The organism is Streptomyces sp. NPDC059994 (assembly GCF_042737755.1).
In the GTDB taxonomy this organism is placed as follows: domain Bacteria; phylum Actinomycetota; class Actinomycetes; order Streptomycetales; family Streptomycetaceae; genus Streptomyces.
This window is the reverse complement of record NZ_JBHWUR010000061.1, coordinates 19,696-45,268: the sequence shown is the minus strand read 5'-3', so window position 1 is coordinate 45,268 and position 25,573 is coordinate 19,696. Positions and strand designations below refer to the sequence as shown.

Sequence of the window (25,573 nt, the reverse complement as noted above, 5' to 3'; positions counted from 1 at the left end):
GCCTCGGCCACGGGGGCCGGGGCGGGAGCGGCGGCGGGCTCGGCGGCCGGAGCGGCGGCCGGGGCCGGAGCGCCCGTGCCGTCGTCGATGATCGCCAGCTCGGCGCCGACCTCGACGGTCTCGTCCTCGGCCACCTTGATGGAGGCCAGGATGCCGGAGGCGGGGGCCGGGATCTCGGTGTCGACCTTGTCGGTCGAGACCTCGAGCAACGGCTCGTCGGCCTCGACGCGCTCGCCCTCGGCCTTCAGCCAGCGGGTGACGGTGCCCTCGGTGACGCTCTCGCCGAGCGCCGGAAGGGTTACGGAAACCGACATGGTTTCAGTTTCTCCTTACAGATTGCGGAAGTGGTCGTCGCGCCCGAGGGGCTCAGTCGTGCGAGTGCAGCGGCTTGCCGGCCAGCGCCAGGTGCGCCTCGCCGAGAGCCTCGTTCTGCGTCGGGTGCGCGTGGATGAGCTGCGCGACCTCGGCCGGCAGAGCCTCCCAGTTGTAGATCAGCTGGGCCTCGCCGACCTGCTCGCCCATACGGTCACCGACCATGTGGACGCCGACCACGGCACCGTCCTTGACCTGGACGAGCTTGATCTCGCCCGCGGTCTTGAGGATCTTGCTCTTGCCGTTGCCCGCGAGGTTGTACTTCAGAGCGACGACCTTGTCCGCACCGTAGATCTCCTTGGCCTTGGCCTCGGAGATGCCGACCGAGGCGACCTCGGGGTGGCAGTACGTCACGCGCGGCACACCGTCGTAGTCGATCGGGACGGTCTTGAGACCGGCCAGACGCTCCGCCACCAGGATGCCCTCGGCGAAGCCGACGTGCGCGAGCTGGAGGGTCGGGACGAGGTCGCCGACCGCGGAGACGGTGGGCACGTTGGTGCGCATGTACTCGTCGACGAGCACGTAGCCGCGGTCCATCGCGACGCCCTGCTCCTCGTAACCGAGGCCCTGCGAGACCGGGCCGCGGCCGATGGCGACGAGGAGGACCTCGGCCTCGAACTCCTTGCCGTCGGCCAGCGTGACCTTGACACCGTTCTGGGTGTACTCGGCCTTCTGGAAGAAGGTGCCCAGGTTGAACTTGATGCCGCGCTTGCGGAACGCGCGCTCAAGAAGCTTCGAGGAGTTCTCGTCCTCGGCCGGGACGAGGTGCTTGAGGCCCTCGATGACGGTGACGTCGGTGCCGAAGGACTTCCACGCCGAGGCGAACTCGACGCCGATGACGCCGCCGCCCAGGATGATCGCGGACTGCGGGACCCGGTCCAGGGTCAGCGCGTGGTCCGAGGAGATGACGCGGTTGCCGTCGATCTCCAGGCCCGGCAGCGACTTCGGCACGGAGCCGGTCGCCAGGAGGACGTGGCGGCCCTGGACGCGCTGCCCGTTGACGTCGACCGAGGTGGGCGACGACAGACGGCCCTCACCCTCGATGTACGTCACCTTGCGGGAGGCGACCAGGCCCTGGAGTCCCTTGTAGAGGCCCGAGATCACGTCGTCCTTGTACTTGTGGACGGCCGCGATGTCGATGCCCTCGAAGGTGGCCTTGACACCGAACTGCTCGGCCTCGCGCGCCTGGTCGGCGATCTCGCCGGCGTGCAGCAGGGCCTTGGTGGGGATGCAGCCGTTGTGCAGGCAGGTGCCGCCGAGCTTGTTCTTCTCGATCAGTGCGACGTCCAGGCCCAGCTGCGCTCCGCGCAGGGCCGCGGCGTAGCCGCCACTGCCACCGCCGAGGATCACTAGGTCGAAAACGGTGCTGGCGTCGTTCGCCACGTCACGTCCTCCATGCATGTGCGCCGGGCACCGGTCACCGATGACCGGGCGGCGGCTGGTGTTCGGCCGCTTGTCTTCGTCGGCCCTGTGGTGGGGGCCCTGTCCTGCCGAGAACCCATCTTCGCACTTGTTGCCGGAAGGCGGGACGCGGGGCCGGGCTCTGAGACGGGCGACCGCCCCCTCGGGAGGGCGATCACCGTCTGCGTACCCGTGGATTTCGTCCAGAGCGGAATCCACAGGTACGCGGGGTGAACACGAACGGCCTCGGGCGTATGCCCGAGGCCATCGGTGTCACACGGCGTCAGCCGAGCTCGCCGTCGGCGGTGCGCTCGGCGAGGCGGACCAGGGTGCGGACCGCGGAACCGGTGCCGCCCTTGGGGGTGTAGCCGAAGGGGCCGCCCTCGTTGTAGGCCGGGCCCGCGATGTCCAGGTGGGCCCAGGTGATGCCCTCGCCCACGAACTCCTTCAGGAACAGACCGGCCACCAGGCCGCCGCCCATCCGCTCGCCCATGTTGGCGATGTCGGCGGTCGGGGAGTCCATGCCCTTGCGCAGCTCGATGGGGAGCGGCATCGGCCAGGACTGCTCGCCGGCCTCCTCGGCCGTCTCGTGGACGGCGGTGCGGAAGGCGTCGTCGTTGGCCATGACGCCGAACGTGCGGTTGCCGAGCGCCATCACCATGGCGCCGGTCAGGGTCGCCACGTCGACGATCGCGTCCGGGTTCTCCTCGGAGGCCTTGGCCAGCGCGTCGGCCAGCACGAGCCGGCCCTCGGCGTCGGTGTTGAGGACCTCGACGGTCTTGCCGCTGTACATGCGCAGCACGTCACCGGGGCGGGTGGCGGTGCCGGACGGCATGTTCTCGGCGAGCGCCAGCCAGCCGGTGACGTTCACCTTCAGGCCGAGGCGGGCGGCCGTGACGACGGCGGCGAAGACGGCGGCGGCGCCGGCCATGTCGCACTTCATCGTCTCGTTGTGGCCGGCCGGCTTCAGCGAGATGCCGCCCGAGTCGTAGGTGATGCCCTTGCCGACATAGGCGAGGGACTTGGCCGCGGCCGGGTGGGTGTAGGCGATGCGCACCAGGCGGGGCGCGTTGGCGGAGCCGATGCCGACGCCGAGGATGCCGCCGAAGCCGCCCTTGGTGAGTGCCTTCTCGTCGAGCACCTGGACCTTGACGCCGTGCTCCTTGCCGGCCGCGGTGGCGACTGCGGCGAAGGATTCGGGGTAGAGGTCGTTCGGCGGGGTGTTCACCAGGTCGCGGGCGCGGTTGATCTCCTCGGCCAGCGTGATGGCGCGCTCGGCGGCCGCCTTGTGAGCCTTGTCACGCGGCTTGGCGCCGATCAAAGCGATTTCGGCCAGTGGCGCCTTCGCGCTCTTGCCGCCGTCCTGGTACGCGGTGAAGGCGTACGCACCGAGCAGCGCGCCCTCCGCGATGGCCGCCACGTCCTCGGCCGCCTCCACGGGCAGGACGAACGCGGCCTTCTTGGTGCCGGTGAGCGCGCGGGCCGCGGCGCCGGCGGCGGACCGCAGCACCTCGGCGGCGAACGCCTCGCCCTTCTCGGGGGCCGTGCCGAGCCCGACCGCCAGCACGACCGGCGCCTTCAGGCCGGACGGCGACGGCAGCTTGGTCACCTCGCCCTCGGCACCGGAGGCGCCCAGGGTCTCCAGAACGCCGGCGAGCTTGCCGCCGAACGCCTTGTCCACGGCCTCGGCGCCCGGCGCGACGACCGGACCCGCCTTGGGCCCGGTGCCCTTGGCGAAACCGACGACCACGGCGTCGGCGCGCAGCGTCGCGGCACCGGCAGTGCTGAGAGTCAGAGCAGTCACGGTGGTGAAGTCTCTCTTCCGTTGAGTTTTCGAGCCGAGGGATGGGTCGGCTGTGCCCCGGCGCATCGTAAATCGGCCGAGTTGGGCGCGGATACGAGCGTACGCGCGCAGATGCGCTTCGATCACGGCGGCGGCAATTCACTCATCCGTGGTGTCTCTTCAATGTTTCCCCGCCAGACTGTGAGCGCTCGGTCACACTCGGCCCGTTCGGGCAAGGGCGCACGGGGCTCCTTTGCATCATCTCCACAGGTCCTCCCATGTGCGTGCATACGGAAGGGCCCCCATCAGGGGGGAAACATTGAAGAAGGCGAACCGCTTGAACGCGGGCAGAACCACCGTCGCACTGCTCACCGCCGGCGTCCTGGCGGCGGGCATACCCGCAGCCGTGGCCGACACGACGGCGACTCCTGCGCGCATCGACCTGAAGGTGCTCGTCCTGGATGACGGGGGCAGCGCGGTGGACGCGCTGATGGCCCAGCTCCAGAGCATCGGGCTGCCGTACCAGACGGTGGAACTGAACGACGCCGGGCGCCAGACGATCGACGCGGCGTTCCTGAGCGACACGGTCGGCGGGCGGCCCCGCGCCAAGTTCCAGGGAGTCGTGGCCCCCAACGAGATCCCGTTCGGCGCGGCCGACGCCCCCGAGCAGACCGCGCTCGCGGCGTACGAGAAGACCTTCGGCATCCGCCAGATCGACGCCTACACCTGGGCCCACCCCGAGGTCGGGCTCGACTACACCGACCAGAACGGCGGTTGGGCGGGCGTCCTGGACGGCGCCAGGACCGCGGTCACCGCGGACGGCAAGGCCGGGCCGTTCAGCTATCTCGACGGGCCGGTCCTCTTCGAGGACAACTCGGCCATGGTGTCGGAGAGTTACGGGTACGCGGGCCACCCCCGGGAGGGCTACACCAGCTATCTCACCGCGCCCACCGGCGGTTCCCTGGTCGGGTCCTACACCCACGACGGGCGCAGCGAACTCGTCGTCACCTTCGCCTACAACCAGTACCAGGAGCAGTTCAAGGTACTTGCCCGCGGCATGGTGGAATGGCTGACTCAAGGCGTACACCTCGGGCAGAGCCGCAACTATTTTGCCGTGCATGTCGACGACGTCTTCGCGCCGGACGCCCGTTGGGACACCACGCTCAACTGCACGCCCGGTGACTTCGACTGCGCCGGCGGGAGCGGTCGGACGAGCGACATCCGGATGACGGCGGCCGACGCGCAGTACGCCGCCCAGTGGGAGCAGACCAGCGGTTTCACCCTCGACCTGCTGTACAACGCGGGTTCCGGAGAGGAGTGGAAGGCCGAGAACGGCGGCACCGACGCGCTCACCGCTCAGCTCCTCGCCGACAAGGCCAAGTTCCGCTGGGAGAACCACACCTACACGCACGAGTTCCTCGGCTGCGTCCAGGACACCACCACCGTCCCGTGGACCTGCGCGAAGAACGCCGACGGCAGCACCAAGTGGGTGAGCCGGAGCGATATTTCCGGCCAGATCAACAACAACTACCAGTGGGGCGTGCAGAAGGGCCTTCCGGTCGACCGCACCGAGCTGGTCACCGGTGAGCACTCAGGCCTGAAGACCCTGCCGCAGCAGCCCCAGGACAACCCCAACCTGGCCGCCGGGCTCCTCGACGCCGGGGTCAAGTGGGCCGGGAGCGACAACTCGCGCGAGCCGCAGCAGCGCCCGGTCGGCAAGGCCCTCACGGTGCCGCGCTTCCCGATGAACGTGTACTACAACGTCGGCAAGGCGGCCGAGATGACCGACGAGTACAACTGGATCTACACCTCGAAGGCGGACGGCGGCAGCGGGATCTGCGAGGACAACCCGACGTCCACCTGCCTGCCCGCGCCGCTGGACACCGCCACCGGCTACCAGTCCCACATCGTTCCCCAGGAGGCCGGCACCGCGCTGCGCCACGTGCTCGGCAACGACCCGCGGCCGCACTACGTCCACCAGTCCAACCTCGCCGAGGAGCGGATCCTCTACCCGGTGCTCGACAAGGTCCTCGGCGACTACCGTGGGCTGTTCGCGGACAGCGCGCCCGTCGTCAACCTGCGCCAGCGGGACATCGGCACCGAACTCGGCCGCCAGTCCACGTGGGCCAAGGCGGTCGCGGACGGCAAGGTCACCGCGTACCGCGTCGGCACCACCGTGACCGTCCAGGGGCCGTCGGGCGTGGTGGCACCCGTCACCGCTCCCGAGGGCACCCGTCAGCAGCAGCTCCTCGGTACCACCGTGTTCGGCACGCCGTACGCGGGTCAGCGCTCCGCCTGGTCCTCACCCGGACCGCTGCAGGCGGCGATCACGCTGAAGCTTCCGGCCTGACCAGCCGACTGACATTCGCTGTCCAGGGGGGACACCAATGCCGAGCAGTGGCCGTCATGTCACCATGCTCACGGAAGGCACCTATCCGCACATCCACGGGGGCGTGAGCACCTGGTGCGACCAGCTCGTCCGCGGTATGCCGGAGGTGGACTTCAACGTCCTGGCCCTCACCGGCAGCGGCCGCGAGCCGGTCACCTGGGAGCTCCCGCCGAACGTGTACCGGCACACGGCGTTCCCCCTGTGGGGGCCGGCGCCGGGGCGGCGGCGGCCACTTCTCGGCAAGGAGCGGCGCCGTTTCATAGACGTCTATGAGCGGTTCCTGCTCTCGATGCTCGACCCGGAGTCCGGCTGCGACTTCACCCAGGGGCTGTACGCCCTGGCGCGGCTGGCCCGGGCCGGGCGGCTCTCGGCGGCGCTGCGCTCGGAGGCCGCGCTGCGGTCGCTGATGTGGATCTGGACCATGCCGCACCTCCGGACGGCCGCGGCCCGGCCCACCGTGCACGACGCCCTGACCGCCACCGACCTCCTCGAACACGCGCTGCGCCCGCTGTCCGCCCGGCTCCCGGAGGACTGCGTGGCGCACGCGGTCAGCAGCGGACTCGCCACCCTTCCCGCGCTCGCCGCCCAGCACTTCGACGGTGTGCCCTTTCTCCTCACCGAACACGGCATCTATCTGCGCGAGCGCTACCTCGGCTACCGCACGGGCGAGCAGACCTGGCCGGTGAAGTCGGTGATCCTCAGCTTCTACCGCGAACTCAACTCGATGGGGTACCGCCAGGCCGACCTCATCACCCCGTGCAACCAGTACAACCGCCGCTGGGAGGAGCGCGGCGGGGCGCCGGCGGACCGCATCAGGACGGTCTACAACGGCGTCGACCCCAACCTCTTCCCGCACGCGGGACCCGACCCGGAGGTGCCCACCCTCAGCTGGTGCGGCCGCGTCGACCCCATCAAGGACCTGGAGACCCTGATCCGGGCGTACGCCATGGTCAGGGCCGAGCTGCCCGAGGTGCGGCTGCGGCTGTTCGGCCCCGTCCCGGCGGGCAACGAGGACTACCGCACCCGCCTTGAGAAGCTCGCCGCCGAGCTCGGCGTGGCCGACGGCATCAGCTACGAGGGCCGCGTCAGCGATGTGGCCGGCGCGTACGCGGCGGGGAGCGTGGTGATGCTCTCCAGCATCAGTGAAGGCTTCCCCTTCTCGCTGATAGAGGCGATGTCCTGCGGCCGCGCCACGGTGTCCACGGACGTGGGCGGGGTGCGCGAGGCCGTCGGGGACGCCGGTCTCGTGGTGCCGCCGCGCGAGCCCGCCCTGATGGCCGAGGCCACGCTCGCGCTGCTGCGTGACGACGCGTACCGCACCGAACTGGGCGCGCGGGCCCGCAGCCGGGTCGTCGACCAGTTCACCCTGCACCGGTCCGTCGACGGGTTCCGCCAGATCTATCTGGAGCTCGCCGGCGACCCGGAGCCCGTACCGCGGTACGCGGCGGCCGCCGAGCAGCGCATCGAGGTGCCGCGGGAGTCGGACGACTGGACGCTCGAACTCGCCGACCCCTGGTACCGGGAGCTGGCGTCGGACGGATCCGTCTGGTGAGCGGCTCGCTCTGGCTGGGCAAGGAGGGGCAGGACACCCTGCCCTTCATCCCGCGGCAGCGCCCGCACGGCGCCGCCGCCGACCCCATCGACGAACTGGCCGACCGCCTGGAGGAGTTGATAGCCGCCGCCGTCCACCCGGACGAGGTGGCGGCCATCCTCGAATCCGACGGGATGACCGACACCCACATACGCACCACCTACGGCCGCCACGACTCCTTCGAGCTCGCCGAGGACCTCTACGCGCGCGTGGAGCGCCGCTACCCGCCCGCCGCGGGCCCGGCCGCCGACCCCTGGCACGCCGTTCTGCCCGCCTGTCTGCTGCGCGGCCTCGTCTTCGCCCTGCCCGGCCTCGCGTACGTCCTGGGGGCGCCGCTGCTCGCCGGACGCCCGGACGGCTTCGGCCTGCCCGCCGGTACGGTCCCGCTGCTCGCCGGAGCCATCACCGGCTGGGTGTGGAACCAGGGCCTCTCGCACCGCGCGTACTCCTGGCTGGGCCTCGGCGACCGGCCCGCCGCGGCCGCCGCCCTGCGCACCGGGGCGCCGCTGGGGGCCGTGCTGAGCGCCCTGGTGGCGCTGGCGGCGAGCGGGCCCGGCGAACTGCCGGCGGCCGGCTTCGCCGCCGGGCAGGCCGTCTACCTGGCGGCGGCGACCGTGCTGCTCGCCATGGGGCGCGAGCGGGACCTGCTGTGCGCGCTGCTGCCGATGGCGGCGGGCGCCGCGCTCACCGTCCCGTACGACCTGCCCGAGGCCCTGCGCACCGGGCTGCTGCTGCTCTCGCTCGCCGCCGCGGCCGGCTTCGCCCGGCGGGCCCTGGCGGGCGCGGCCCGCGGCGACGGGGCAGCGGCCGACGACCGGCCGGGCCCCGGGCTCGCCGCCTCCGTCCCGTATGCCCTGTTCGGCCTGGGCACCGGCGTCCTGGTGCTCTACGCGGCCGTCGGGGACGTGTTCGCCGACGGGGCCGGGTCCGCCGTGGCCGCGCCCTCGGCGGTGGCGCTCACCCTGAGCATGGGGCCCGCCGAGTGGCTGCTGTACCGCTTCCGCAGCGAGAGCCTGGCCGGGCTGCGGGCGAGCACCACCGCGTACGGCTTCCGCAAGGCGACCGTGCTCACCATCGTGGTCTGTCTGAGCGGCTATCTCGCCATCCTCTTCGCCCTCACCGTCGTCGGCACGCTCCTGTGGCCGGGCGCCCCCCAACTGGGCGCACTGCGCCTCACCGGGCTGCTGTTCACCGGCATGGTCCTGTGGACCGCGCTGCTGCTCCAGTCCTTCGGGGCGGTCCGCAGCGCCGCCGCCGTGTGCTGCACGGCGGGCGGGGCGCAGGTCCTCGCCCTGGCGACCGGGGCGGGCCACCCCCGCACGGTCGGGCCGGTGGTGGCGGGCGCGGCGGCGGTGGTGCTCGCCGGGCTTGTGGGGGCGCTGCTGGGAAGGGCGACGGCCCACCGGGCATGACCGCATCGGGGACGACCGCATCGGGTATGACCGCATATGGAGCGGGGCCCGCAGCGGCCGCGCGCATCAGGACGGAAACCACGCAGACCATGCACGCCGAGCACGCCGCACCTCCCACCTCCGCCCCGGGGCGGAACCTCCTCGTCCCGTTCTACGACCACCCGGCCGACCGGCCCGACGCCTGGGAGACGCTGATCGCGGCGGCCCCCCTGCTGTACGGGGTGGTGCTCAACCCGGCCAGCGGCGCGGGGGAGGCCCCCGACCCGGCGTTCGCCGAGGCCTCGGCCCGGCTGCGGACGGCCGGCGTCCCCGTCCTCGGCTACGCGGACACGGACTACGGCCGCCGCCCGCACGCCGACGTCGTACGCGACCTGCTGCGCCACCGCGACTGGTACGGGGCCGACGGCGCCTTCCTCGACCAGGCGGCCACCGACCCGGCGCTGCTGCCGCACTACCGGCGGCTCTCGGTCGCCGCCCGCGCCGCCGGGGCCCGCACCCTGGTCCTCAACCACGGCGCCCACCCCGACGCCGGGTACGCCGAACTCGCGGACCTGCTCGTCACGTTCGAGGGCACCTGGGCGGCCTATCCCGAGGTGCGCGCCCCGGCGTGGACCCTGGGACACCCGCCCGAACGCTTCTGCCACCTCGTGTACGCGGCCCCGCCCGGCGCCCGGCCCACCACCTCCGTGCACTGCGCGGTGCCGGGCGACGCGCCGCACCCGTGGGGCACCCTGCCGCACCTCCTGGAGCCCGCCCGATGAGACGCCTGCCGCTCGCGCTGGTCCTGCTGCTGCTCCTGGTTGCGGGGTGCTCCTCGTCCTCGTCGGACGACGACGCCAGGCCGGGGCCGGACGAGTCCAGCACCGCGCCGACCCCGTCCGCGCCGGGCCCGACCGCGTCCCGCCCCAGCCCCTCCGCCCCCTCGCCGACGGCCGGCGGCGCGCGCTGGCAGCCGCGGCCCGGCCTGGCCTGGCAGTGGCAGCTCACCGGGAAGCTCGACCCGACGGTGGACGTGCCGGTGTACGACGTCGACGGCTTCAACGTCTCCAAGGCACAGGCCGACGATCTGCACCGGCGCGGGCGCAAGGTCATCTGTTACGTCTCGACCGGCGCCTGGGAGGACTTCCGCCCCGACGCCGGCCGGTTCCCCAAGTCGGTGCTCGGCAAGAGCAACGGCTGGAAGGGCGAGCGCTGGCTCGACGTCCGCCGCACGGACGTGTTGGGGCCGCTGATGGCCAAGCGGTTCGACATGTGCCGGGAGAAGGGGTTCGACGCGGTCGAGCCGGACAACATGGACGGCTACGACAACGAGACCGGGTTCCCTCTCACGGCCACGCAGCAGCTCGCGTACAACCGGCTCGTCGCACGGCTCGCCCATGACCGGGGGCTGGCGGTCGGGCTGAAGAACGACCTCGACCAGATTCCGGAGCTGGTGGGGGACTTCGACTTCGCGGTGAACGAGCAGTGCGCGCAGTTCGGGGAGTGTGACGCGCTCGGCGCGTTCACCCGCGCCGGGAAGGCGGTGTTCCATGTCGAGTACGAGAAGGCGCCCGCGGAGTTCTGCACCGTGGCGCGGAAGCTGCGATTGAGCTCCATGCAGAAGGAGCTGGAGCTGGGTACGTGGCGTAAGGCGTGCTAGCGAATTCGGCTGCGGGCCGGTGGGGCCTGGTCGCGCCCCGCGGCGGGGCCGCATATCGGCACAGCCCCGCGCCCCTGAAAGCCTGTGGCTGAGCTGAGTTCTCCGGCCGAGGCGGACCACCTCAGGGGCGCGGGGAAGTGCGCGACCAGCCCCCCACCGGCCCGCAGCTCCTAGAGTGCCCCCAGCGCCGACACGATCAGGGCTGTCGTCGTGGCGGTCTCCGCCACCGCGCCGAACACATCCCCCGTCACCCCGCCGAAGCGGCGTACGCAGTGGGCCAGGAGCAACTGGGCCGCGCCCAGCGCCGCCGCCATCGCCAGTGCGTGGTGCACGGCCGCGCCGGGGCCCAGCCCCGCGCCCGCGATCGCCGCGCAGGCCGCCGTCACGGTGAACGCCACCGGTACCGCCAGGCGTACCGGCACCGCCCCCGCCACCGTCGCTCCCAGGCCGTCCGGGCGGGCCGGGGGGACGGTGGGGCGGCAGGTGAGGGTGAGGGCCAGGCGGGCCGTGACGGCCGCGATCGTGGCCGCCGCCGCGCCCCGGGTCCAGCTCGCCGCGTACAGCTCGGTGAGGACGGCCACTTGGCCCAGGAGCACGAAGACCAGGGTGAGCACGCCGAACGGGCCGATGTCCGACTGCTTCATGATCCGCAGCGCGTCCTCGGCCGGCTTCGCGCTGCCCAGGCCGTCGGCCACGTCCGCCAGGCCGTCCAGGTGCAGGCCCCGGGTGAGCGCGGCCGGGACCGCGGCCGTGGCGACGGCGGCGAGCAGCGGGCCCGAGTCGAGGAGCAGGAGGATCCCACCGACGGCCGCCGCGCAGGCGCCGATCACCAGACCCGCCAGCGGCGCCCAGAGCATCCCCGCCCGGGCCGCCTCGCGGTCCCAGCGGGTGACCCGTACCGGGAGCGCGGTGAGCGTGCCGAAGGCGAAGCGTATGCCGTCCATGGGATTCATCGGCCGCAGGGTATCCCGGGCGCCGTCCCCGGCCCCATCGGGGTAAATTGCGCGTATTGCACCAATACAGAACGGATGGGGATGAGCTGGTTCAACCGGAACTTCGTCGAGCCGGGCAAGCTTCCGATGCTGCTCGCCCTGGCGTCGTTCGTGCTGACCTTCCTCGTCACCCGTACGATCACCCGGCTCATCCGGGCCGGGCGCGGCCCGTTCCGCAACATCAAGCCGGGCGGGATGCACATCCACCATGTGGTGCCCGGGGTGATCCTCACCGTGCTGGGCGGGTTCGGGGCGGTCGGCAGCGGGCGGCACGGGACCGGCGCCTGTGTCTTCGCGGTCGTCTTCGGGGTCGGCGCGGGCCTGGTCCTCGACGAGTTCGCGCTGATCCTGCACCTGGACGACGTCTACTGGACCGAGCAGGGCCGCAAGAGCGTGGAGGTGGTGGTGCTGACCGCCGCCCTGGTGCTGCTCGCCCTCGGCGGGTTCTCGCCGCTCGGCGTCAACGACGTGACAGCGCAGGAACAGCACGACCGGGCGTCGTTCATCCTCACTGTCTCGATCAACTTCTGCTTCGTGCTGATCGCGCTCTTCAAGGGCAAGTTCCGGCTCGCCATCATGGGCACGCTGATCCCGTTCGTGGCGCTCGTCGGCGCGATCCGGCTCGCCCGGCCCGGCTCGCCGTGGGCCCGCCGGGCCTACCGCAAGCGGCCCCGGGCCCGCGCCCGGTCGGCCATGCGGGTCTACCGGCACGACCGGCGCTGGACGCGGCTGCGGCGCCGGGCTCAGGACTTTATCGGCGGTGCCCCGGACAGGCTGCCGGTGCGCCGCCCCTGAGCGGCCCGGTCGCGGCGGCGCTTCTGGCGCACCGTGGTGATCCAGCACAGCACGCCCACCGCGATGATCGCCGCGATGTGCTCCTTGCCCGCGAGGTTTTCCTTGATCAGCACCTCGCCGACCATCGACGCGACCACCACCCCGGCCGTCCAGTACGCCCGGTAGCGCCAGCACACGTACACCGCGAGCCCCACCACCGCGGCCGAGGGGCCGGTGTCGACCATCTTGGCGTCCGAGGCGGGCAGCCCCAGGGCGCCGTCGGGGCCGAGTGCGATGCCCACGCGCGCGTACATCGTCCCGGCCAGGGTCGCGGCGTAGGCGATGAGCAGGGTGTGGCGGCGGCCGATGCAGATCTCCGCGATCCCGAAGACCAGCAGCAGCTGGCCGAGCGCGCCCCAGACCGGCAGGTCGAGGGCCGGGACGAAGAGGGAGAGCGGGGTGCGCAGGAGGGAGATCCACAGCGCGTCCTCGGCCTTGACCGAGCCGATCAGCTGGACCGGGCGGAAGCCTTGGGGCTGGTTCTGGACGAGCTGGAACAACGATGTCAGCGCGACCGCGCCGAGGGTCATGGGGACCGCCCGCCAGCGCTGGGTGGTGAGCGCGTAGCGGACGGCCAGGTGGAGCGGCCCCCACTCCCGCCGGGCGAACCGACGTACTGGTCCGTTGCCCGTCAGGGAGAGGGGGACTTTCACCTCTGGGACTCCAGGTGCCTGCGGTGCAGCCACTTGGGCAGCCCGGGGGCCTCCAGGAAGCCTTCCGCGCGCGCGGCCGCGATACCGATGCGCGGCAGGTCGGCGGACTTCTCGAACAGCATGAAGCGGGGCTCCCAGATCGGGCGGTACTTGGCGTTGGCCCGGTACAGCGACTCGATCTGCCACCAGCGGGAGAAGAAGCTGAGCAGCGAGCGCCACAGCCTCAGCACGGGACCGGCGCCGAGCTTCGAGCCGCGTTCGAAGACGGAGCGGAACATCGCGAAGTTCAGCGAGACCTGGGTGGTCCGGATCTCCTTGGCGCGCTGGAGGAGCTCGATGACCATGAACTCCATCAGGCCGTTCTCGGAGTCCCGGTCGCGGCGCATCAGGTCGAGGGAGAGGCCGTTGGGCCCCCACGGCACGAAGCTCAGGACGGCCCGCAGGTCGCCGTTGCCGTCGGTGCACTCCAGCATCACGCACTGGCCGTCCGCCGGGTCCCCCAGACGGCCCAGGGCCATCGAGAAACCGCGCTCGGTGGCGCCGTCGCGCCAGTCGTCGGCCTTGCGCAGCAGTTCACTCATCTCTTCGGCAGGAATGTCCGCGTGACGGCGGATCCTCACCTCGTACCCGGCACGCTTCACCCGGTTGTACGCCTGGCGCACGGTCCGCATGGCGCGGCCGTCCAGGGTGAAGTCGGCGGTCTCCACGAGCGCCTCGTCACCGAGCTCCAGCGCGTCCAGGCCGTGCCGGGCGTAGATGGTGCCGGCCTCCTCGCTGGCGCCCATCACCGCCGGGGTCCAGCCGTGCTCGCGCGCCTCGGCCAGCCACGGCTCGATCGCGCCGGGCCATGCCTCGGGGTCGCCGATCGGGTCGCCGGAGGCCAGGGAGACGCCGCCGACCACCCGGTAGGCCACGGCGGCCTTGCCGGTGGGGGACCAGATGACGCTCTTCTCGCGGCGCAGCGCGAAGTAGCCGAGCGAGTCGCGCTCGCCCTGCTTGTCCAGGAGCGCGCGCAGCTTCTCCTCGTCCTCGACGGTGAGCGGGTCGACGGCCTTGCGGTTGCGGAAGGCCGCGTAGATCACGGCGATGAGCAGCAGCGTGGACAGGACGTTGATGGAGACGTCGACCCAGCCCGGGGTGTCGATCCCGGTGATGTCGTGGTCGTCCGGCACCAGCGAGACGAGCCGCATCACGCCGTAACGCCAGCGGCCCAGGAACGTGGAGTGCTGGCTGCCCTCGTACGTGTTGGAGACGGTGACCAGGAGCGTGGCCACAAGCGAGGTGACCAGCAGCCCGACGCCCGCGACGGCGGCCGCGAGCCGGGGGTTGGAGCGGTCGCCCTTCGCGTAGAACTCGCGCCGGCTGAACAGCAGCGCGAGCACGAAGGCGGCGGTCAGGACCAGGGACACCCAGTTCTGCGCGTACTGCCGGAAGTCGGGGAAGACCATGACGAACGCGTACAGCAGCAGGACCAGGCCGCTGAGCACCATGTTCAGGATCCAGGCGGCCCGCTTGCGGCGGCGCATGGTGACCGCGAGGAAGAGCGTGACCACGCCCGAGGCGAAACTGGCGTCGAGCAGATACGGCGTGAAGTACTCGTCCGTGTTGTGACGTCGAAGGTCCTGGCCCAGCGAAACCCATACGGCGCTCAGGAAGTTGATGAACGTCACGGCGCGCAGGTACCAGACGGCGAATGCCGCACTGCGTCGCGACCGGACGGTGCTCCGGTTCAATCCTTCGGTGGTCAAGCGGACTTCTCCCATGAAACGCGATCATATGGGGCATCGGACATCGCGCCTCATGGCGGTCACGGCCGCGGCCGGGGCGGTGCCCGGCCGCGCCACGGCTCACTCTTCGGCGCGATCCCCCTCGGCCTCCGCGCGCTCGGGCAGCTCCGCGGCCAGGGCGGCGGCGGCCTGCACGAGAGGGAGAGCGAGCAGGGCCCCGGTTCCTTCACCGACAGTGACGCCGTGATCGAGCAGAGGGTTGAGTGCCATCCGGTCCAGTGCCTTGGACTGGGCCGGTTCACCGCTCAGCTGACCGGCCAGCCACCAGTCCGGAGCCCGGAAGGCGGCCCGCTGGGCAACGAGCGCGCAGGCCGAAGAGACCACCCCGTCGAGGATGACCGGCATTCGGCGCACCGCGCACTGAAGCAGAAAACCGGTGGTCGCGGCAAGGTCGGCGCCGCCGACGGCCGCCAGCAGCTCCAGCTGGTCGCCCAGTACCGGCCGCGCGCGGCGCAGCGCGTCCCGGATCGCCGCGCACTTGCGCATCCACGCCAGGTCGTCGATCGCGGCCCCGCCACGCCCCGTGACCACGGAGGCGTCGGTGCCGCAGAGCGCCGCGATCAGGGTGGCCGCGGCGGTGGTACCGCCGACGCTGAGGTCGCCGAGCACGGCCAAGTCGGTGCCGGAGTCGGCCTCTTCGTCGGCGATGCGCATCCCGAGGCGTACGGCCGCCTCGGCCTCCTCGACGGTCAGCGCGTCCTCGATGTCGATCCGCCCGCTGCCGCGCCGCACCCGGTGCCGTACGACGTCCTCGGGCAGCAGCCCCGGGTCGCAGTCCAGTCCCGCGTCGACGATCCGTACGGGGGCGCCGAGGCGGCGGGCCAGTACGGAGACGGGGCCCGCGCCGTCGAGCACCGACCGCACCAGGGTGTGCGCGGAGCCCGCCGGGCGGGCCGAGACGCCCAGCTCGGCGACGCCGTGGTCGCCGGCGAAGAGGATCACGCGCGGGTGCTCGATGGGTTTGACCGGAACCGTGCCCTGCGCGGCGGACAGCCACTCGCCCAGCTCGTCGAGCCGGCCGAGGGAGCCGGACGGCACGGTCAGCCGCTCCCGGCGTTCCTCGGCGTCACGCCGCACACCGCTGTCGGGGCGTTCGATCAGATCGGAGAAGTCGTCGAGATTCAGCCTGCTCATTCGCTGAACAGTACCGGCACTTGAAGGGTGCCCCACGGGTGGTGCGGCAAGATCAGGCCCGGGTTCAGCCGCGCAGCACCAGAGGCTGCCCGGCGACCACCAGGAGCACGTGTTCGCACTCGCCCGCGACCGCCGCGTTGAGCCTGCCGAGCTCGTCGCGGAACATCCGTCCGGCGCGCGTCGCGGGCACCACCCCGGAGCCCACCTCGTTGCTGACGAACACCACGGTCCTGGGGGTCGCCCGGACCGCCGCGACCAGCTCGGCCACCCGCTCCCGCACCGCCGCCGGCAGCTTCTCCTCCTCCCACCACGCCCCGGTCCGGTCCATCGCGTCGGTGAGCCACAGCGACAGACAGTCCACGAGCAGCGCGGGCCCGGCCGAGGCGAGGAGCGGCACCAGGTCGCAGGTCTCCTCCGTGCGCCAGGCGCCGGGCCGCCGGTCGCGGTGCAGCCCGACCCGCGCCGCCCACTCCGCGTCGCCGTCCCGGGTGCCGCCCGTCGCCACGTACACGACCTCAGGGAAGGCCTCCAGACGGCGCTCGGCCTCCACCGACTTGCCCGAGCGGGCGCCGCCGAGGACCAGCGTGCGGCGCGGCAGATCCGGCACCGCGTGGTACTCGCCGACGACCAGCGTCGTCCCGTCCGGCACCGCCCGCGCCCCGGCCGCCGCCAGCCGCCGGGCCAACTCCCGGCCGGGCGGCACGTCGTGGTCGATGTGCGCGGCCACCACATCGGTGGCGGGCCCCACGGCGCCCGCCGCCCGCAGCCGCGCCAGCGCGTCCGGCCGCCCCAGGACGTCGCAGACCACCATGTCGTACGGGGGCGACGCGCCGGCCAGCCCCGACGGCGCGCCCCCCGGCGGCAGATACAGCAGCCGCTCGCCCTCCGGCGAGGTCACCTCGTACCCCGTGCCCGGCGAGTCCATCGGCACGGCCCGCACCCGGTGCCCGCTGATCAGCGTCAGGACCCGGCCGTCCGGCACCCGCCCGGCCGAGGGGAGCCCGGGGGGCAGCTCCACCGCGGGCCCGTCGTGCGGATGGGTGAGCAGGACCTGCCGTACGCCCGTGAGCGAGTGTCCGGCCCGGGCGGCGGCCAGCGCCGCCCCGGGGGTCAGATCGAGCAGCAGGGCGCCGTCGACGAGCAGAGCGGTCGCGGCGCGCGCCTGGTCGCCGCGGGCCGAGGCGCACGCGGCGCAGGGACAGTCGGGGCGCGGCAGCCCGTCGGGGGCTCCGGTGCCGAGGAGAGTCAGTTCCACGAAGACGATCCTCCCGCGTCGCCGCACCCGGTGCGCGCCCGGCTACGCTGCGGGCAGCAACGTGACCCGGGAGGCGCACATGGCGTGGACGTGGCGATTCGAGAAGTCCGACGGGACGGAGGTCGAGCCGGCGGTGGCACCGGAGGAGTTCACGACCCAGGGCGACGCGGAGTCCTGGATCGGTGAGGTCTGGAAGGACCTGCTGGAGGGCGGGGCCGACCAGGTGCACCTCTTCGACGACGGCAGGAAGATCTACGGCCCGATGAGCCTGCAGGCCGACGCGTCCTGACGCGCGGACGCACGGTGGCACGGGGCGGCGCCCGCGGACCTCTTCGGTCCGCGGGCGCCGCCGTGCGCCGGGGGCGCTCCGCCCGGGGGCGTGGACTCAGATCTCGCCGAGGGTGACCTGGGCGGTCTTCACCGAGCCGCCGCGCGTATAGGTCACCTGGACGGTCTGGCCGGGCCTGTCGGCGGCCAGCGCCTCCGACAGCGAGGTGATCGTGCTGATGTCGGTGTCCCCGAGCCGGGTGAGGATGTCCCCGGCCCGCAGCCCCGCCTTGTCGGCCGCCCCGCCCCCCTTCACCTCGACGACCGCGACGCCCACGGGCTGGTAGTGGGAGTCGACGACGGTACGTCCGGTCACGCCCAGGGCCGCCCGGCCGGAGTCGGTGACCTTGCCGCTCCTGATGATCTGGTCCGTGACCGTCTTCACCATCGAGGCCGGGATGGCGAAGCCGATGCCCGCGGCCGCGCTGCCGCCCATGTCCGGGTCGGTCGCCGCCAGCGTCGGGATGCCGATGATCTCGCTGTCCAGGTTGACCAGTGCGCCGCCGCTGTTGCCGGGGTTGATCGCCGCCGACGTCTGCACCATGTTGCCGATGGTGGCGCCGGTGCCGCCGCCCGCGCGGCTCTCGGTGACCGTCCGGCCGGTCGCGGAGACGATGCCCTGGGTGACGCTGCTGGACAGGCCGAGCGGCGACCCCATGGCCAGCACGATCTGGCCCATCGCCACCTTCGCGGAGTCGCCGAACCTGGCCGGCTTCAGCCCGTTCGGCACCGAGTCCAGCTTGATCACCGCGAGGTCCTGCTCGGGATAGGCCGCCACGAGCCGGGCGCCGATCGCGCCGCCGCCGGTGGCGGTGGAGACCTTGAAGGTCTTCTCGCCGCCCACCACATGGGCGTTGGTGACGATGTGCCCCTGCGCGTCGTAGACGATGCCGGAGCCCAGGCTGTTGGCCGCGTCGATCTGGACGACCGACGGCAGTACGTCCTTGATCACCCGCTCGTAGTCGGCCTGCAGTCCGTGGCCGTCCGCCCTGCCGGGCGCCTCGGCCTTCTTCGGCGCGGCCGCGTTGACCTGCGCCGGGGAGGAGTGCGACGCGCCGGAGCCGGAGCAGCCGGCCAGCAGGGCGACGGTGGCGAAGGCCGCCGTCACGGGGAGCAGCAGCCGGTGAACCCGGCCGCGGGTCACGGATCCATCCATGGTCCGCAGTATCGCCCCGGCCCCGGCGCACGGCCTCCCACGACGGTCCGATCAGGTCGGGCCGGCCAGGTGGGACGGTCGGGCCGGCCGACCCGGTCGGTACGGCCAGGTCGGCCCGCAGGCCCGCCGGGTCACGCCGTCGCCAGGAACTGTGTCGCCGCCAGCTCCCCGTAGAGCGGGTCCCCGGCCACCAGCTCGGCATGGGTGCCCACCGCCCGTACCTTGCCCGCCTCCATGACCACGATCCGGTCCGCCAGCGTCACCGTCGACAGCCGGTGCGCCACCACCAGGACCGTCGTGTCCCGGGCGGCCTCGGCCACCACGTCCCGCAGCGCCAGCTCGTTGACCGCGTCCAGCTGCGAGGTCGCCTCGTCCAGGAGCAGCAGCCGGGGCTTGCGCAGCAGCGCCCGCGCGATCGCCACCCGCTGCCGCTCGCCGCCCGACAGCTTCGAACCCCGGTGCCCGACCACGGTGTCCAGACCGTCCGGCAGCCGCTCCACCAGCGCGTCCAGCTTCGCCCGTACGAGAACGTCGGCGATCTCCGCGTCCGTGGCGTCCGGGGCGCCGAAGACCAGGTTCTCGCGGACGGTCCCGGCCAGCACGGGGGAGTCCTGCTCGACATAGCCGATGGTGGCGCGCAGCTCGGCCAGCGGCCAGTCGCGCACATCCCGGCCGTCGATCAGGATCCGCCCGCCGGTCGCCTCGTAGAACCGCTCGACCAGGCCGAACACGGTCGTCTTGCCCGCGCCCGAGGGCCCCACGAACGCGGTCATCCCGGCGCCGGGCACCGTGAAGGAGACCCCGTGGTGGACGTACGGAAGGTCGTCGCGGTAGCGGAAGGTCACCTCGTCGAACACCACCGAGGCGGGCCCGGTGCGCGGCGGGGACGCGGCGGCGGGCGCCTGCTCCTCGGTCTCCAGGCGCTCGGCCTCCTCGATCCGGGCGATCGCGGCCGAGCCCACCTGGTACTGCGTGGCCGCCTGCACCAGCCTGGACACCGGGTCGATCAGATAGAACAGGAACAGCAGGAACGCGACGAGCGTCGACACGGAGATCGCGCCCGAGGCGACCCGCGCGCCGCCGATGCCGAGCACCGCGAGGAACGACACCTGCACGGCGAGGCCGACCGAAGTCCCGGCCACCGACTGCCACTTGGCCGAGCGCACCCCGTGCCGCCAGGCCTCCTCGGCCGCCGCGTCCACCACCGCCGTCTCGCGCTCCTCGGCGCCGGAGGCCTTGAGGGTGCGGAAGGCGCCGAACGCCCGCTCCAGGACGGTGGATATCTCGGCCACCGACGCCTGCGCCCGCGCGGTCGCCCGGGAGATCTGCGGCATCACCATCGCCACCGCCGAGCCGATCAGGACGATCACGCCGAGTGTGACGCCGAGGAGGACCGCGTCCATGTACGCCATCATTGCGATCGTCGCGAGGAAGGTGAGCCCGCCGGTGGCGGCCGAGACCACGGACTGGGTGGTGACCGCCCGCAGCAGGGTGGTGTCGGAGGTCACCCGGGACATCAGATCGCCCGGGGGCAGCCGCTCGACCTCGGGCAGCCGCAGCCGCAGCAGCCGGCCGATCAGGGTGCGCCGGGCGGAGAGGACCACGGACTCGGCGGTGCGCTCCAGGACGTACGCCCCGAACGACTCGACCACCGTGCCCACCACCACGAGCGCGGTGAGCAGGACGAGCACCCCCGCGATCGGTTCGTCCCCGCCGAGCCGGTCCACCAGGGCCTTGGCGGCCAGCGGCTGGGCGAGCCCGGTGGCCGCGCCCGCCAGGGTCAGCAGCGCCCCGAGAGCGACGGTGGCGCGGTGCGGCCGGAAGTGGCGGTAGAGCGCCCGCCAGGTCTCCCGGGCGGGCAGCTTGGAGCTCGTGTCGTCAGTGGTCACACCGGTAGGACGCGAAAAGCGCCGTCCGTACCTGACTCACCCGGACGGAGGGTCAGCCCCGCACCCCGCACAGGTGCAGCAGCGCCGCGACCTGCCGGTAGGGGTCGGTCCTGCCCGCCTTGTCCTCGGCGGCGAGCAGCCGGTCGAGCTCCTCGGCGGCCGGGAGGTGGACGTCGTTGGGCACGTTGTCCGTGAAGACGCGCACGCCGTACCAGACGTGCAGCGGGGCCGCGATGCCGTCCAGGGTGCGGGTCAGGTTCTCAAGCCGGTCGGCGCGGACGGAGAGCCCCAGCCGGTTGGTGTACGCGTCGGTGTCGAAGGCCGAGAGCGCCGCGGACCAGTCACCGGCGAGCCCCGGGCGCATCGCGAGCGCGTCCGCGTTGCGTACGAGCAGCGAGAGCAGGCCGCCGGGGGCCAGCATCCGGGCCAGGCCCGCCAGCATGGCGTCCGGCTCCTGGACGTACATCAGCACGCCGTGGCAGAGCACCACGTCGAACGAGCCGGGCAGGAAGTGCACCCCGGTCTCGTTGCCGTCGCCCTCGATCAGCCGGACCCGCTCGCGGATGCCCTCCGGCTCGGTGGAGAGCGACTCGCGCGCCACCCTGAGCATCTCGGGGTCGGACTCCAGGCCGGTCACCGTGTGCCCGGCCCGGGCCAGGCGCAGGGCCTGGGTGCCCTGGCCCGTACCGACGTCCAGGACGCGCAGCCGCTGGCCGACCGGGAAGCGGGCGGCTATCTGCTCGTCGAGCTGACGGGCCACGAGCTCCTGGCGCACGGTGTTACGCAGTCCGCCCAGGCCCTTCAGCCAGTGGCCGGAGGCGCCGCTGAAGGCGGCGACTTCCGTGCTCAGGGCCGTTCCCCGCGCTTGACCTGCGGCTTCGGCAGACGCAGCCGGCGCATCTGGAGCGTACGCATCAGGCCGTACGCCACCGCGCCCTTGGTGGGCTCGTCCGGGAAGCGCTCCTTGAGCTGCCTCTTGAGACGGAACGCCAGACCGATGGAGTCGATCACGATCAGCACGATCACGGCGAGCCACAGCAGCAGCGAGATGTTCTGCAGGCTGCCGATCCGGACCATCGAGAGGACCAGGATGATCACGGCGAGCGGCAGGAAGAACTCGGCGACGCAGAACCGGGAGTCGACGTAGTCGCGCACGAACTTGCGCACGGGACCCTTGTCGCGGGCCGGCAGATAGCGCTGGTCGCCATTGGCGAGCGCCTCGCGCTGCTTGGCCAGCTCGATGCGGCGGACCTCGCGCGAACGCTTGGCGGCCTCCTTGCGGTCGCTCGGCACGGTCGACGCCCGACGACGCTGGGTCTGGGCCTCACTCCTCTTGGGAGTGGGCCGGCCCTTGGGGGCCTCGGGGTCGCGGGGCTGCTTGGAGAGGTCCGCCGTCACCTTGTCGGTGGGGGCCTTCTCTTCCTTGGAACGGCTACGGAACACAAAGCCCAAGGGTACGGGGTCGCGCGCATGGACCACAGGCCGGTGGGGAACGATCCGGCAACGCCTTGCGTCCCCAGAGGTGTGGGAGGGCGGGTTTGCGGGAAGTGAGTGCCCGGTCCCTGACCGTCACCTACTCCCTGCGCCGGAGCGGGCGGGGACGTAGTCGTCCTTGCGGATGACCGCATCGGCGCCCGAACAGTGCGGTAATGGATGCAGGGCCCGTACTGTGGGTTCTGTTGCAGCAGCTGGAGCTGGAGTCCGTCAGAAGGGGGCGCGCGAAGCCCATGAGCGGTGTCATGAAGCGTATGGGGATGATCTTCCGCGCGAAGGCGAACAAGGCCCTTGACCGGGCCGAGGACCCGCGCGAGACCCTTGATTACTCGTACCAGAAGCAACTGGAGCTGCTCCAGAAGGTGCGCCGCGGTGTCGCCGACGTGGCGACTTCCCGCAAGCGGCTCGAACTGCAGCTGAACCAGCTCCAGAGCCAGTCCACCAAGCTGGAGGACCAGGGCCGCAAGGCGCTGGCGCTCGGCCGCGAGGACCTGGCGCGCGAGGCGCTGACCCGCCGCGCGTCCCTCACCCAGCAGGTCACGGACCTGGAGACGCAGCACCAGACCCTGCAGGGCGAGGAGGAGAAGCTCACCCTTGCGGCCCAGCGGCTCCAGGCCAAGGTCGACGCCTTCCGCACCAAGAAGGAAACGATCAAGGCGACCTACACGGCGGCCCAGGCGCAGACCCGGATCGCCGAGTCCTTCTCGGGCATCTCCGAGGAGATGAGCGACGTCGGCATGGCCATCCAGCGGGCCGAGGACAAGACCGCGCAGCTCCAGGCGCGGGCCGGTGCGATCGACGAGCTGCTGGCCTCCGGCGCCCTCGACGACCAGTCCGGCCTCCAGAAGGACGACCTCCAGGCCGAGCTCGACCGCATCTCCGGTGGTACGGATGTAGAGCTGGAACTGCAGCGGATGAAGGCCGAGCTCACCGGCGGTACGTCGGGCAAGCAGGCCATCGAGGGCGGCGCCGCCGGCCCGCAGGACCGTCCGCAGCAGCAGACCCCCCGCTTCGACAAGCAGTAGGGCCAAGGAGGAGTCCATGATCGTACGGATCATGGGGGAGGGCCAGGTGAAGCTGGCGGACAGCCACTTCACCGCGCTCAACAAGCTGGACGACGAGCTGCTGGGGGAGATGGAGGCGGGCGACGAAGAGGGCTTCCGCCGCACCCTTGGCGCCCTCCTCGACGCGGTCCGCCGCCTGGGCGAACCCCTCCCGGACGACGCCCTGGAGCCGTCGGAGCTCATCCTCCCGGCCGAGGACGCGACCCTGGACGAGGTCAGGCAGATGCTCAGCGACGACGGGCTGATCCCGGGCTGAGCGCTCCCCTGGGAGTGCGGTGCGGCACTGCGCCCCGGTAAGGGGCGCGGGGAACTGCGCGACCAGCCACAGACGGCCCGCAGCCGAAGCACCGCACTCCCAGCGGAGCGCTACCCGTACCGTAAGGAGGCGTGACGTTCGCCCGTATTCACGGATGGTTCCGCGCCCACCCCCTCGCCGGGGACGCCGCCCTCGCCGGGGTCGTCCTCATCTGCATGATCGTCGGCTCCTTCGCCGACCCCCACGGCTCCAACGGCCCCGTCTTCGGGACCAGGACGCCCAGCGTGACCGCCCTCGTCCTCGCCGTGCTCGGCGCCGTCTCCCTGGTGCTGCGCCGCCGCAACCCGCTCGCGGTCCTCGGCCTGGCCGGCGCGGTCACCGTCGCCGACCTGCTCGCGGGCAACTCGCCCGCCCCGATCGCGATCAGCCCGGTCGTCGCGCTGTACACGGTCGCCGCGCACACCGACCGCGCCACCACCTACCGCGTCGGCATCACCACCATGGCCGTCCTCACCGCGACCGCGATGTGCTTCGGGGACGCGCCCTGGTACGCGCAGGAGAACGTCGCCGTGCTCGCCTGGACCGGCCTCGCCGCGACCGCCGGCGACGCCGTCCGCAGCCGGCGGGCCATTGTGGAGTCCATCCGCGAGCGCGCCGAGCGGGCCGAGCGCACCCGTGAGGAGGAGGCCCGCCGCCGGGTCGCCGAGGAGCGCCTGCGCATCGCCCGCGATCTGCACGACGTCGTCGCCCACCACATCGCGCTGGTCAACGTCCAGGCCGGGGTCGCCGCGCACGTCATGGACAAGCGCCCCGACCAGGCCAAGGAGGCCCTCGCGCACGTACGCGAGGCCAGCCGCTCGGCGCTGAACGAACTCCGCGCCACCGTCGGCCTGTTGCGCCAGTCCGGCGACCCGGAGGCCCCCACCGAGCCGGCCCCGGGCCTCGCGCTCCTGGACGACCTGCTGGCCGGCTTCCGCCGTGCCGGGCTCCCGGTCGAGCTCGCCCCCCTCGACGCGGCCGTCCGAGCCGGGCTCCCGGCGGCCCTGGACCTCGCCGCGTACCGGGTGATCCAGGAGGCGCTCACCAACGTACGCAAACACGCGGGCCCGGACGCGAAGGCCGAGGTCAGCGTGGTGCGGGTGGGTCCGAACACGGAGATCACGGTCATCGACAACGGCACCGGGAACGGCGACGGCGCCGCCGGGGGCGACGGCGGGGGCCACGGTCTGCTCGGGATGCGCGAGCGCGTCAGCGCGCTCGGCGGCACCTGCACGGCGGGACCCCGCTACGGCGGCGGCTTCCGGGTGCAGGCGATACTGCCGGTCAAGACGGCCGACACGGCCCGTACGGCACGGACCCGCAAGGAGGCCGAGGCCGTCCGGGCGGCCGAGGGACCGGGGGAAGGCTGCGCATGACGATCAGGGTGGTACTCGCGGACGACCAGGCGCTGCTGCGCTCCGCGTTCCGCGTCCTCGTCGACTCCGAGCCGGGCATGCACGTGGTGGGCGAGGCGTCGGACGGGGCCGAGGCGGTCGCCGTGGCCCGCGCGACGAGGGCCGACGTCGTCCTGATGGACATCCGGATGCCCGGCACGGACGGGCTCGCCGCGACCCGCATGATCAGCGAGGACCCCGAACTCACGGACGTCCACGTGGTGATGCTCACCACCTTCGAGGTCGACGAGTACGTGGTGCAGTCCCTGCGCGCGGGCGCCTCCGGCTTCCTGGGCAAGGGCGCCGAGCCGGACGAGCTCCTGAACGCCATCCGGATCGCGGCGGCCGGCGAGGCCCTGCTCTCGCCCGTCGCGACCAAGGGCCTCATCGCCAGCTTCCTCGCCCAGGGCGGCAGCTGGGACGGCTCCGGTGACCCGCCCGGCGCCCACGCCGAACGCCTGGCCGCCCTGACCGGCCGCGAACGCGAAGTCCTCGTCCAGGTCGCCGGCGGCCTCTCCAACGACGAGATCGCCGAACGTCTGGTGGTCAGCCCCCTCACGGTGAAGACCCACGTCAACCGCGCGATGGCCAAACTGGGCGCCCGGGACCGGGCCCAACTGGTCGTGATCGCGTACGAGTCGGGGCTGGTGCGGCCGAGGGTGGAGTAACCGGGGCGCCCCTTTTCGGCCCGGGGCTCGTCCGCGGGTGGGCG

23 protein-coding genes are annotated in these 25,573 nt (G+C 72.5%); 11 read left to right on the top strand and 12 right to left on the bottom strand.

Features of this window, described 5'->3' with window-relative positions; all coding sequences use genetic code 11:
- The 3 genes from ACFWA7_RS26140 to ACFWA7_RS26130 all read right to left on the bottom strand — a co-directional run.
- The coding region (locus ACFWA7_RS26140; RefSeq protein ID WP_385825477.1) for a biotin/lipoyl-containing protein at positions 1–314 on the bottom strand (314 nt) is incomplete at its 3' end.
- 52 nt (positions 315–366) lie between these two features.
- Positions 367–1,755 (bottom strand): dihydrolipoyl dehydrogenase, encoded by a 1,389-nt coding sequence (lpdA, locus tag ACFWA7_RS26135; RefSeq protein WP_385549691.1) that lies wholly within the window; start codon positions 1,753–1,755, stop codon positions 367–369.
- A gap of 301 nt (positions 1,756–2,056) precedes the next feature.
- Positions 2,057–3,577: a leucyl aminopeptidase gene (locus tag ACFWA7_RS26130; RefSeq protein ID WP_385549694.1), complete on the bottom strand. Its 1,521-nt coding sequence runs from the start codon at positions 3,575–3,577 to the stop codon at positions 2,057–2,059.
- A gap of 316 nt (positions 3,578–3,893) precedes the next feature.
- Between ACFWA7_RS26130 and ACFWA7_RS26125 the strand changes: the two genes are divergently transcribed.
- The 5 genes from ACFWA7_RS26125 (at position 3,894) to ACFWA7_RS26105 (ending at position 10,587) form a co-directional block, all read left to right on the top strand.
- Complete coding sequence (locus tag ACFWA7_RS26125) at positions 3,894–5,906, top strand: hypothetical protein (RefSeq protein WP_385549697.1); 2,013 nt, start codon at positions 3,894–3,896, stop codon at positions 5,904–5,906.
- Between the two features lie 37 nt (positions 5,907–5,943).
- Positions 5,944–7,497, top strand: a complete 1,554-nt coding sequence (gene pelF / locus ACFWA7_RS26120; RefSeq protein WP_385549700.1) for a GT4 family glycosyltransferase PelF — start codon at positions 5,944–5,946, stop codon at positions 7,495–7,497.
- Positions 7,494–8,948, top strand: a complete 1,455-nt coding sequence (locus tag ACFWA7_RS26115) for a hypothetical protein (RefSeq protein ID WP_385825475.1) — start codon at positions 7,494–7,496, stop codon at positions 8,946–8,948. The genes pelF and ACFWA7_RS26115 overlap by 4 nt, the downstream gene beginning before the upstream one ends.
- A gap of 89 nt (positions 8,949–9,037) precedes the next feature.
- Positions 9,038–9,709, top strand: a complete 672-nt coding sequence (locus ACFWA7_RS26110) for a spherulation-specific family 4 protein (RefSeq protein WP_385549712.1) — start codon at positions 9,038–9,040, stop codon at positions 9,707–9,709.
- Positions 9,706–10,587 carry an endo alpha-1,4 polygalactosaminidase gene (locus ACFWA7_RS26105; protein WP_385825473.1) on the top strand — a complete coding sequence of 294 codons (882 nt, stop codon included), beginning with the start codon at positions 9,706–9,708 and terminating at the stop codon, positions 10,585–10,587. The genes ACFWA7_RS26110 and ACFWA7_RS26105 overlap by 4 nt, the downstream gene beginning before the upstream one ends.
- 170 nt (positions 10,588–10,757) lie before the next feature.
- On the opposite strand, the gene ACFWA7_RS26100 is transcribed toward ACFWA7_RS26105, so the two are convergent.
- Positions 10,758–11,531 (bottom strand): adenosylcobinamide-GDP ribazoletransferase, encoded by a 774-nt coding sequence (locus tag ACFWA7_RS26100; RefSeq protein ID WP_385825479.1) that lies wholly within the window; start codon positions 11,529–11,531, stop codon positions 10,758–10,760.
- A 90-nt stretch (positions 11,532–11,621) separates the two neighbouring features.
- Here ACFWA7_RS26100 and ACFWA7_RS26095 point away from each other — a divergent pair, with 90 nt between their 5' ends.
- Positions 11,622–12,374: a hypothetical protein gene (locus tag ACFWA7_RS26095; RefSeq protein WP_385548429.1), complete on the top strand. Its 753-nt coding sequence runs from the start codon at positions 11,622–11,624 to the stop codon at positions 12,372–12,374.
- Here the strand turns inward: ACFWA7_RS26095 and ACFWA7_RS26090 are convergent.
- The 4 genes from ACFWA7_RS26090 to ACFWA7_RS26075 all read right to left on the bottom strand — a co-directional run bounded on the left by ACFWA7_RS26090 (position 12,323) and on the right by ACFWA7_RS26075 (position 17,242).
- Positions 12,323–13,066, bottom strand: coding sequence for a hypothetical protein (locus tag ACFWA7_RS26090; protein ID WP_385825471.1), 744 nt, complete (start codon positions 13,064–13,066; stop codon positions 12,323–12,325). The two genes, ACFWA7_RS26095 and ACFWA7_RS26090, sit on opposite strands and share 52 nt — an antisense overlap.
- Positions 13,063–14,829 carry a phosphatidylglycerol lysyltransferase domain-containing protein gene (locus ACFWA7_RS26085; protein WP_385548423.1) on the bottom strand — a complete coding sequence of 589 codons (1,767 nt, stop codon included), beginning with the start codon at positions 14,827–14,829 and terminating at the stop codon, positions 13,063–13,065. Before ACFWA7_RS26085 ends, ACFWA7_RS26090 begins: the two co-directional genes overlap by 4 nt.
- An 84-nt stretch (positions 14,830–14,913) precedes the next feature.
- The gene (cobT, locus tag ACFWA7_RS26080) at positions 14,914–15,987 is read right to left on the bottom strand and encodes a nicotinate-nucleotide--dimethylbenzimidazole phosphoribosyltransferase (RefSeq protein ID WP_385548420.1); all 1,074 of its coding nucleotides are present in this window, start codon (positions 15,985–15,987) and stop codon (positions 14,914–14,916) included.
- Positions 15,988–16,051: 64 nt separating this feature from the next.
- Complete coding sequence (locus ACFWA7_RS26075) at positions 16,052–17,242, bottom strand: bifunctional adenosylcobinamide kinase/adenosylcobinamide-phosphate guanylyltransferase (protein ID WP_385825469.1); 1,191 nt, start codon at positions 17,240–17,242, stop codon at positions 16,052–16,054.
- A 79-nt stretch (positions 17,243–17,321) separates the two neighbouring features.
- Here ACFWA7_RS26075 and ACFWA7_RS26070 point away from each other — a divergent pair, with 79 nt between their 5' ends.
- Positions 17,322–17,531, top strand: coding sequence for a hypothetical protein (locus ACFWA7_RS26070; protein ID WP_385548415.1), 210 nt, complete (start codon positions 17,322–17,324; stop codon positions 17,529–17,531).
- Between the two features lie 96 nt (positions 17,532–17,627).
- Here the strand turns inward: ACFWA7_RS26070 and ACFWA7_RS26065 are convergent, their stop codons facing one another.
- The 4 genes from ACFWA7_RS26065 to ACFWA7_RS26050 form a co-directional block, all read right to left on the bottom strand.
- Positions 17,628–18,725: a S1C family serine protease gene (locus tag ACFWA7_RS26065; RefSeq protein ID WP_385825467.1), complete on the bottom strand. Its 1,098-nt coding sequence runs from the start codon at positions 18,723–18,725 to the stop codon at positions 17,628–17,630.
- Between the two features lie 131 nt (positions 18,726–18,856).
- Positions 18,857–20,614: an ABC transporter ATP-binding protein gene (locus tag ACFWA7_RS26060; protein WP_385548409.1), complete on the bottom strand. Its 1,758-nt coding sequence runs from the start codon at positions 20,612–20,614 to the stop codon at positions 18,857–18,859.
- A gap of 52 nt (positions 20,615–20,666) precedes the next feature.
- On the bottom strand, positions 20,667–21,374 hold the full coding sequence (locus ACFWA7_RS26055) for a class I SAM-dependent methyltransferase (protein ID WP_385548406.1): 708 nt from the start codon (positions 21,372–21,374) through the stop codon (positions 20,667–20,669).
- Between the two features lie 86 nt (positions 21,375–21,460).
- Complete coding sequence (locus ACFWA7_RS26050) at positions 21,461–22,057, bottom strand: DUF3043 domain-containing protein (RefSeq protein ID WP_385548404.1); 597 nt, start codon at positions 22,055–22,057, stop codon at positions 21,461–21,463.
- A gap of 206 nt (positions 22,058–22,263) precedes the next feature.
- Between ACFWA7_RS26050 and ACFWA7_RS26045 the strand changes: the two genes are divergently transcribed.
- The 4 genes from ACFWA7_RS26045 (at position 22,264) to ACFWA7_RS26030 (ending at position 25,529) form a co-directional block, all read left to right on the top strand.
- Positions 22,264–23,133 (top strand): PspA/IM30 family protein, encoded by an 870-nt coding sequence (locus ACFWA7_RS26045; protein ID WP_385548401.1) that lies wholly within the window; start codon positions 22,264–22,266, stop codon positions 23,131–23,133.
- Between the two features lie 16 nt (positions 23,134–23,149).
- Positions 23,150–23,428, top strand: a complete 279-nt coding sequence (locus ACFWA7_RS26040; RefSeq protein WP_385548398.1) for a hypothetical protein — start codon at positions 23,150–23,152, stop codon at positions 23,426–23,428.
- A gap of 131 nt (positions 23,429–23,559) precedes the next feature.
- Positions 23,560–24,843 carry a sensor histidine kinase gene (locus ACFWA7_RS26035; protein ID WP_385548395.1) on the top strand — a complete coding sequence of 428 codons (1,284 nt, stop codon included), beginning with the start codon at positions 23,560–23,562 and terminating at the stop codon, positions 24,841–24,843.
- A complete protein-coding gene (locus ACFWA7_RS26030; protein WP_371652307.1) occupies positions 24,840–25,529 on the top strand; it encodes a response regulator in 690 nt (229 codons plus the stop codon). The genes ACFWA7_RS26035 and ACFWA7_RS26030 overlap by 4 nt, the downstream gene beginning before the upstream one ends.
- Positions 25,530–25,573: the final 44 nt, after the last annotated feature.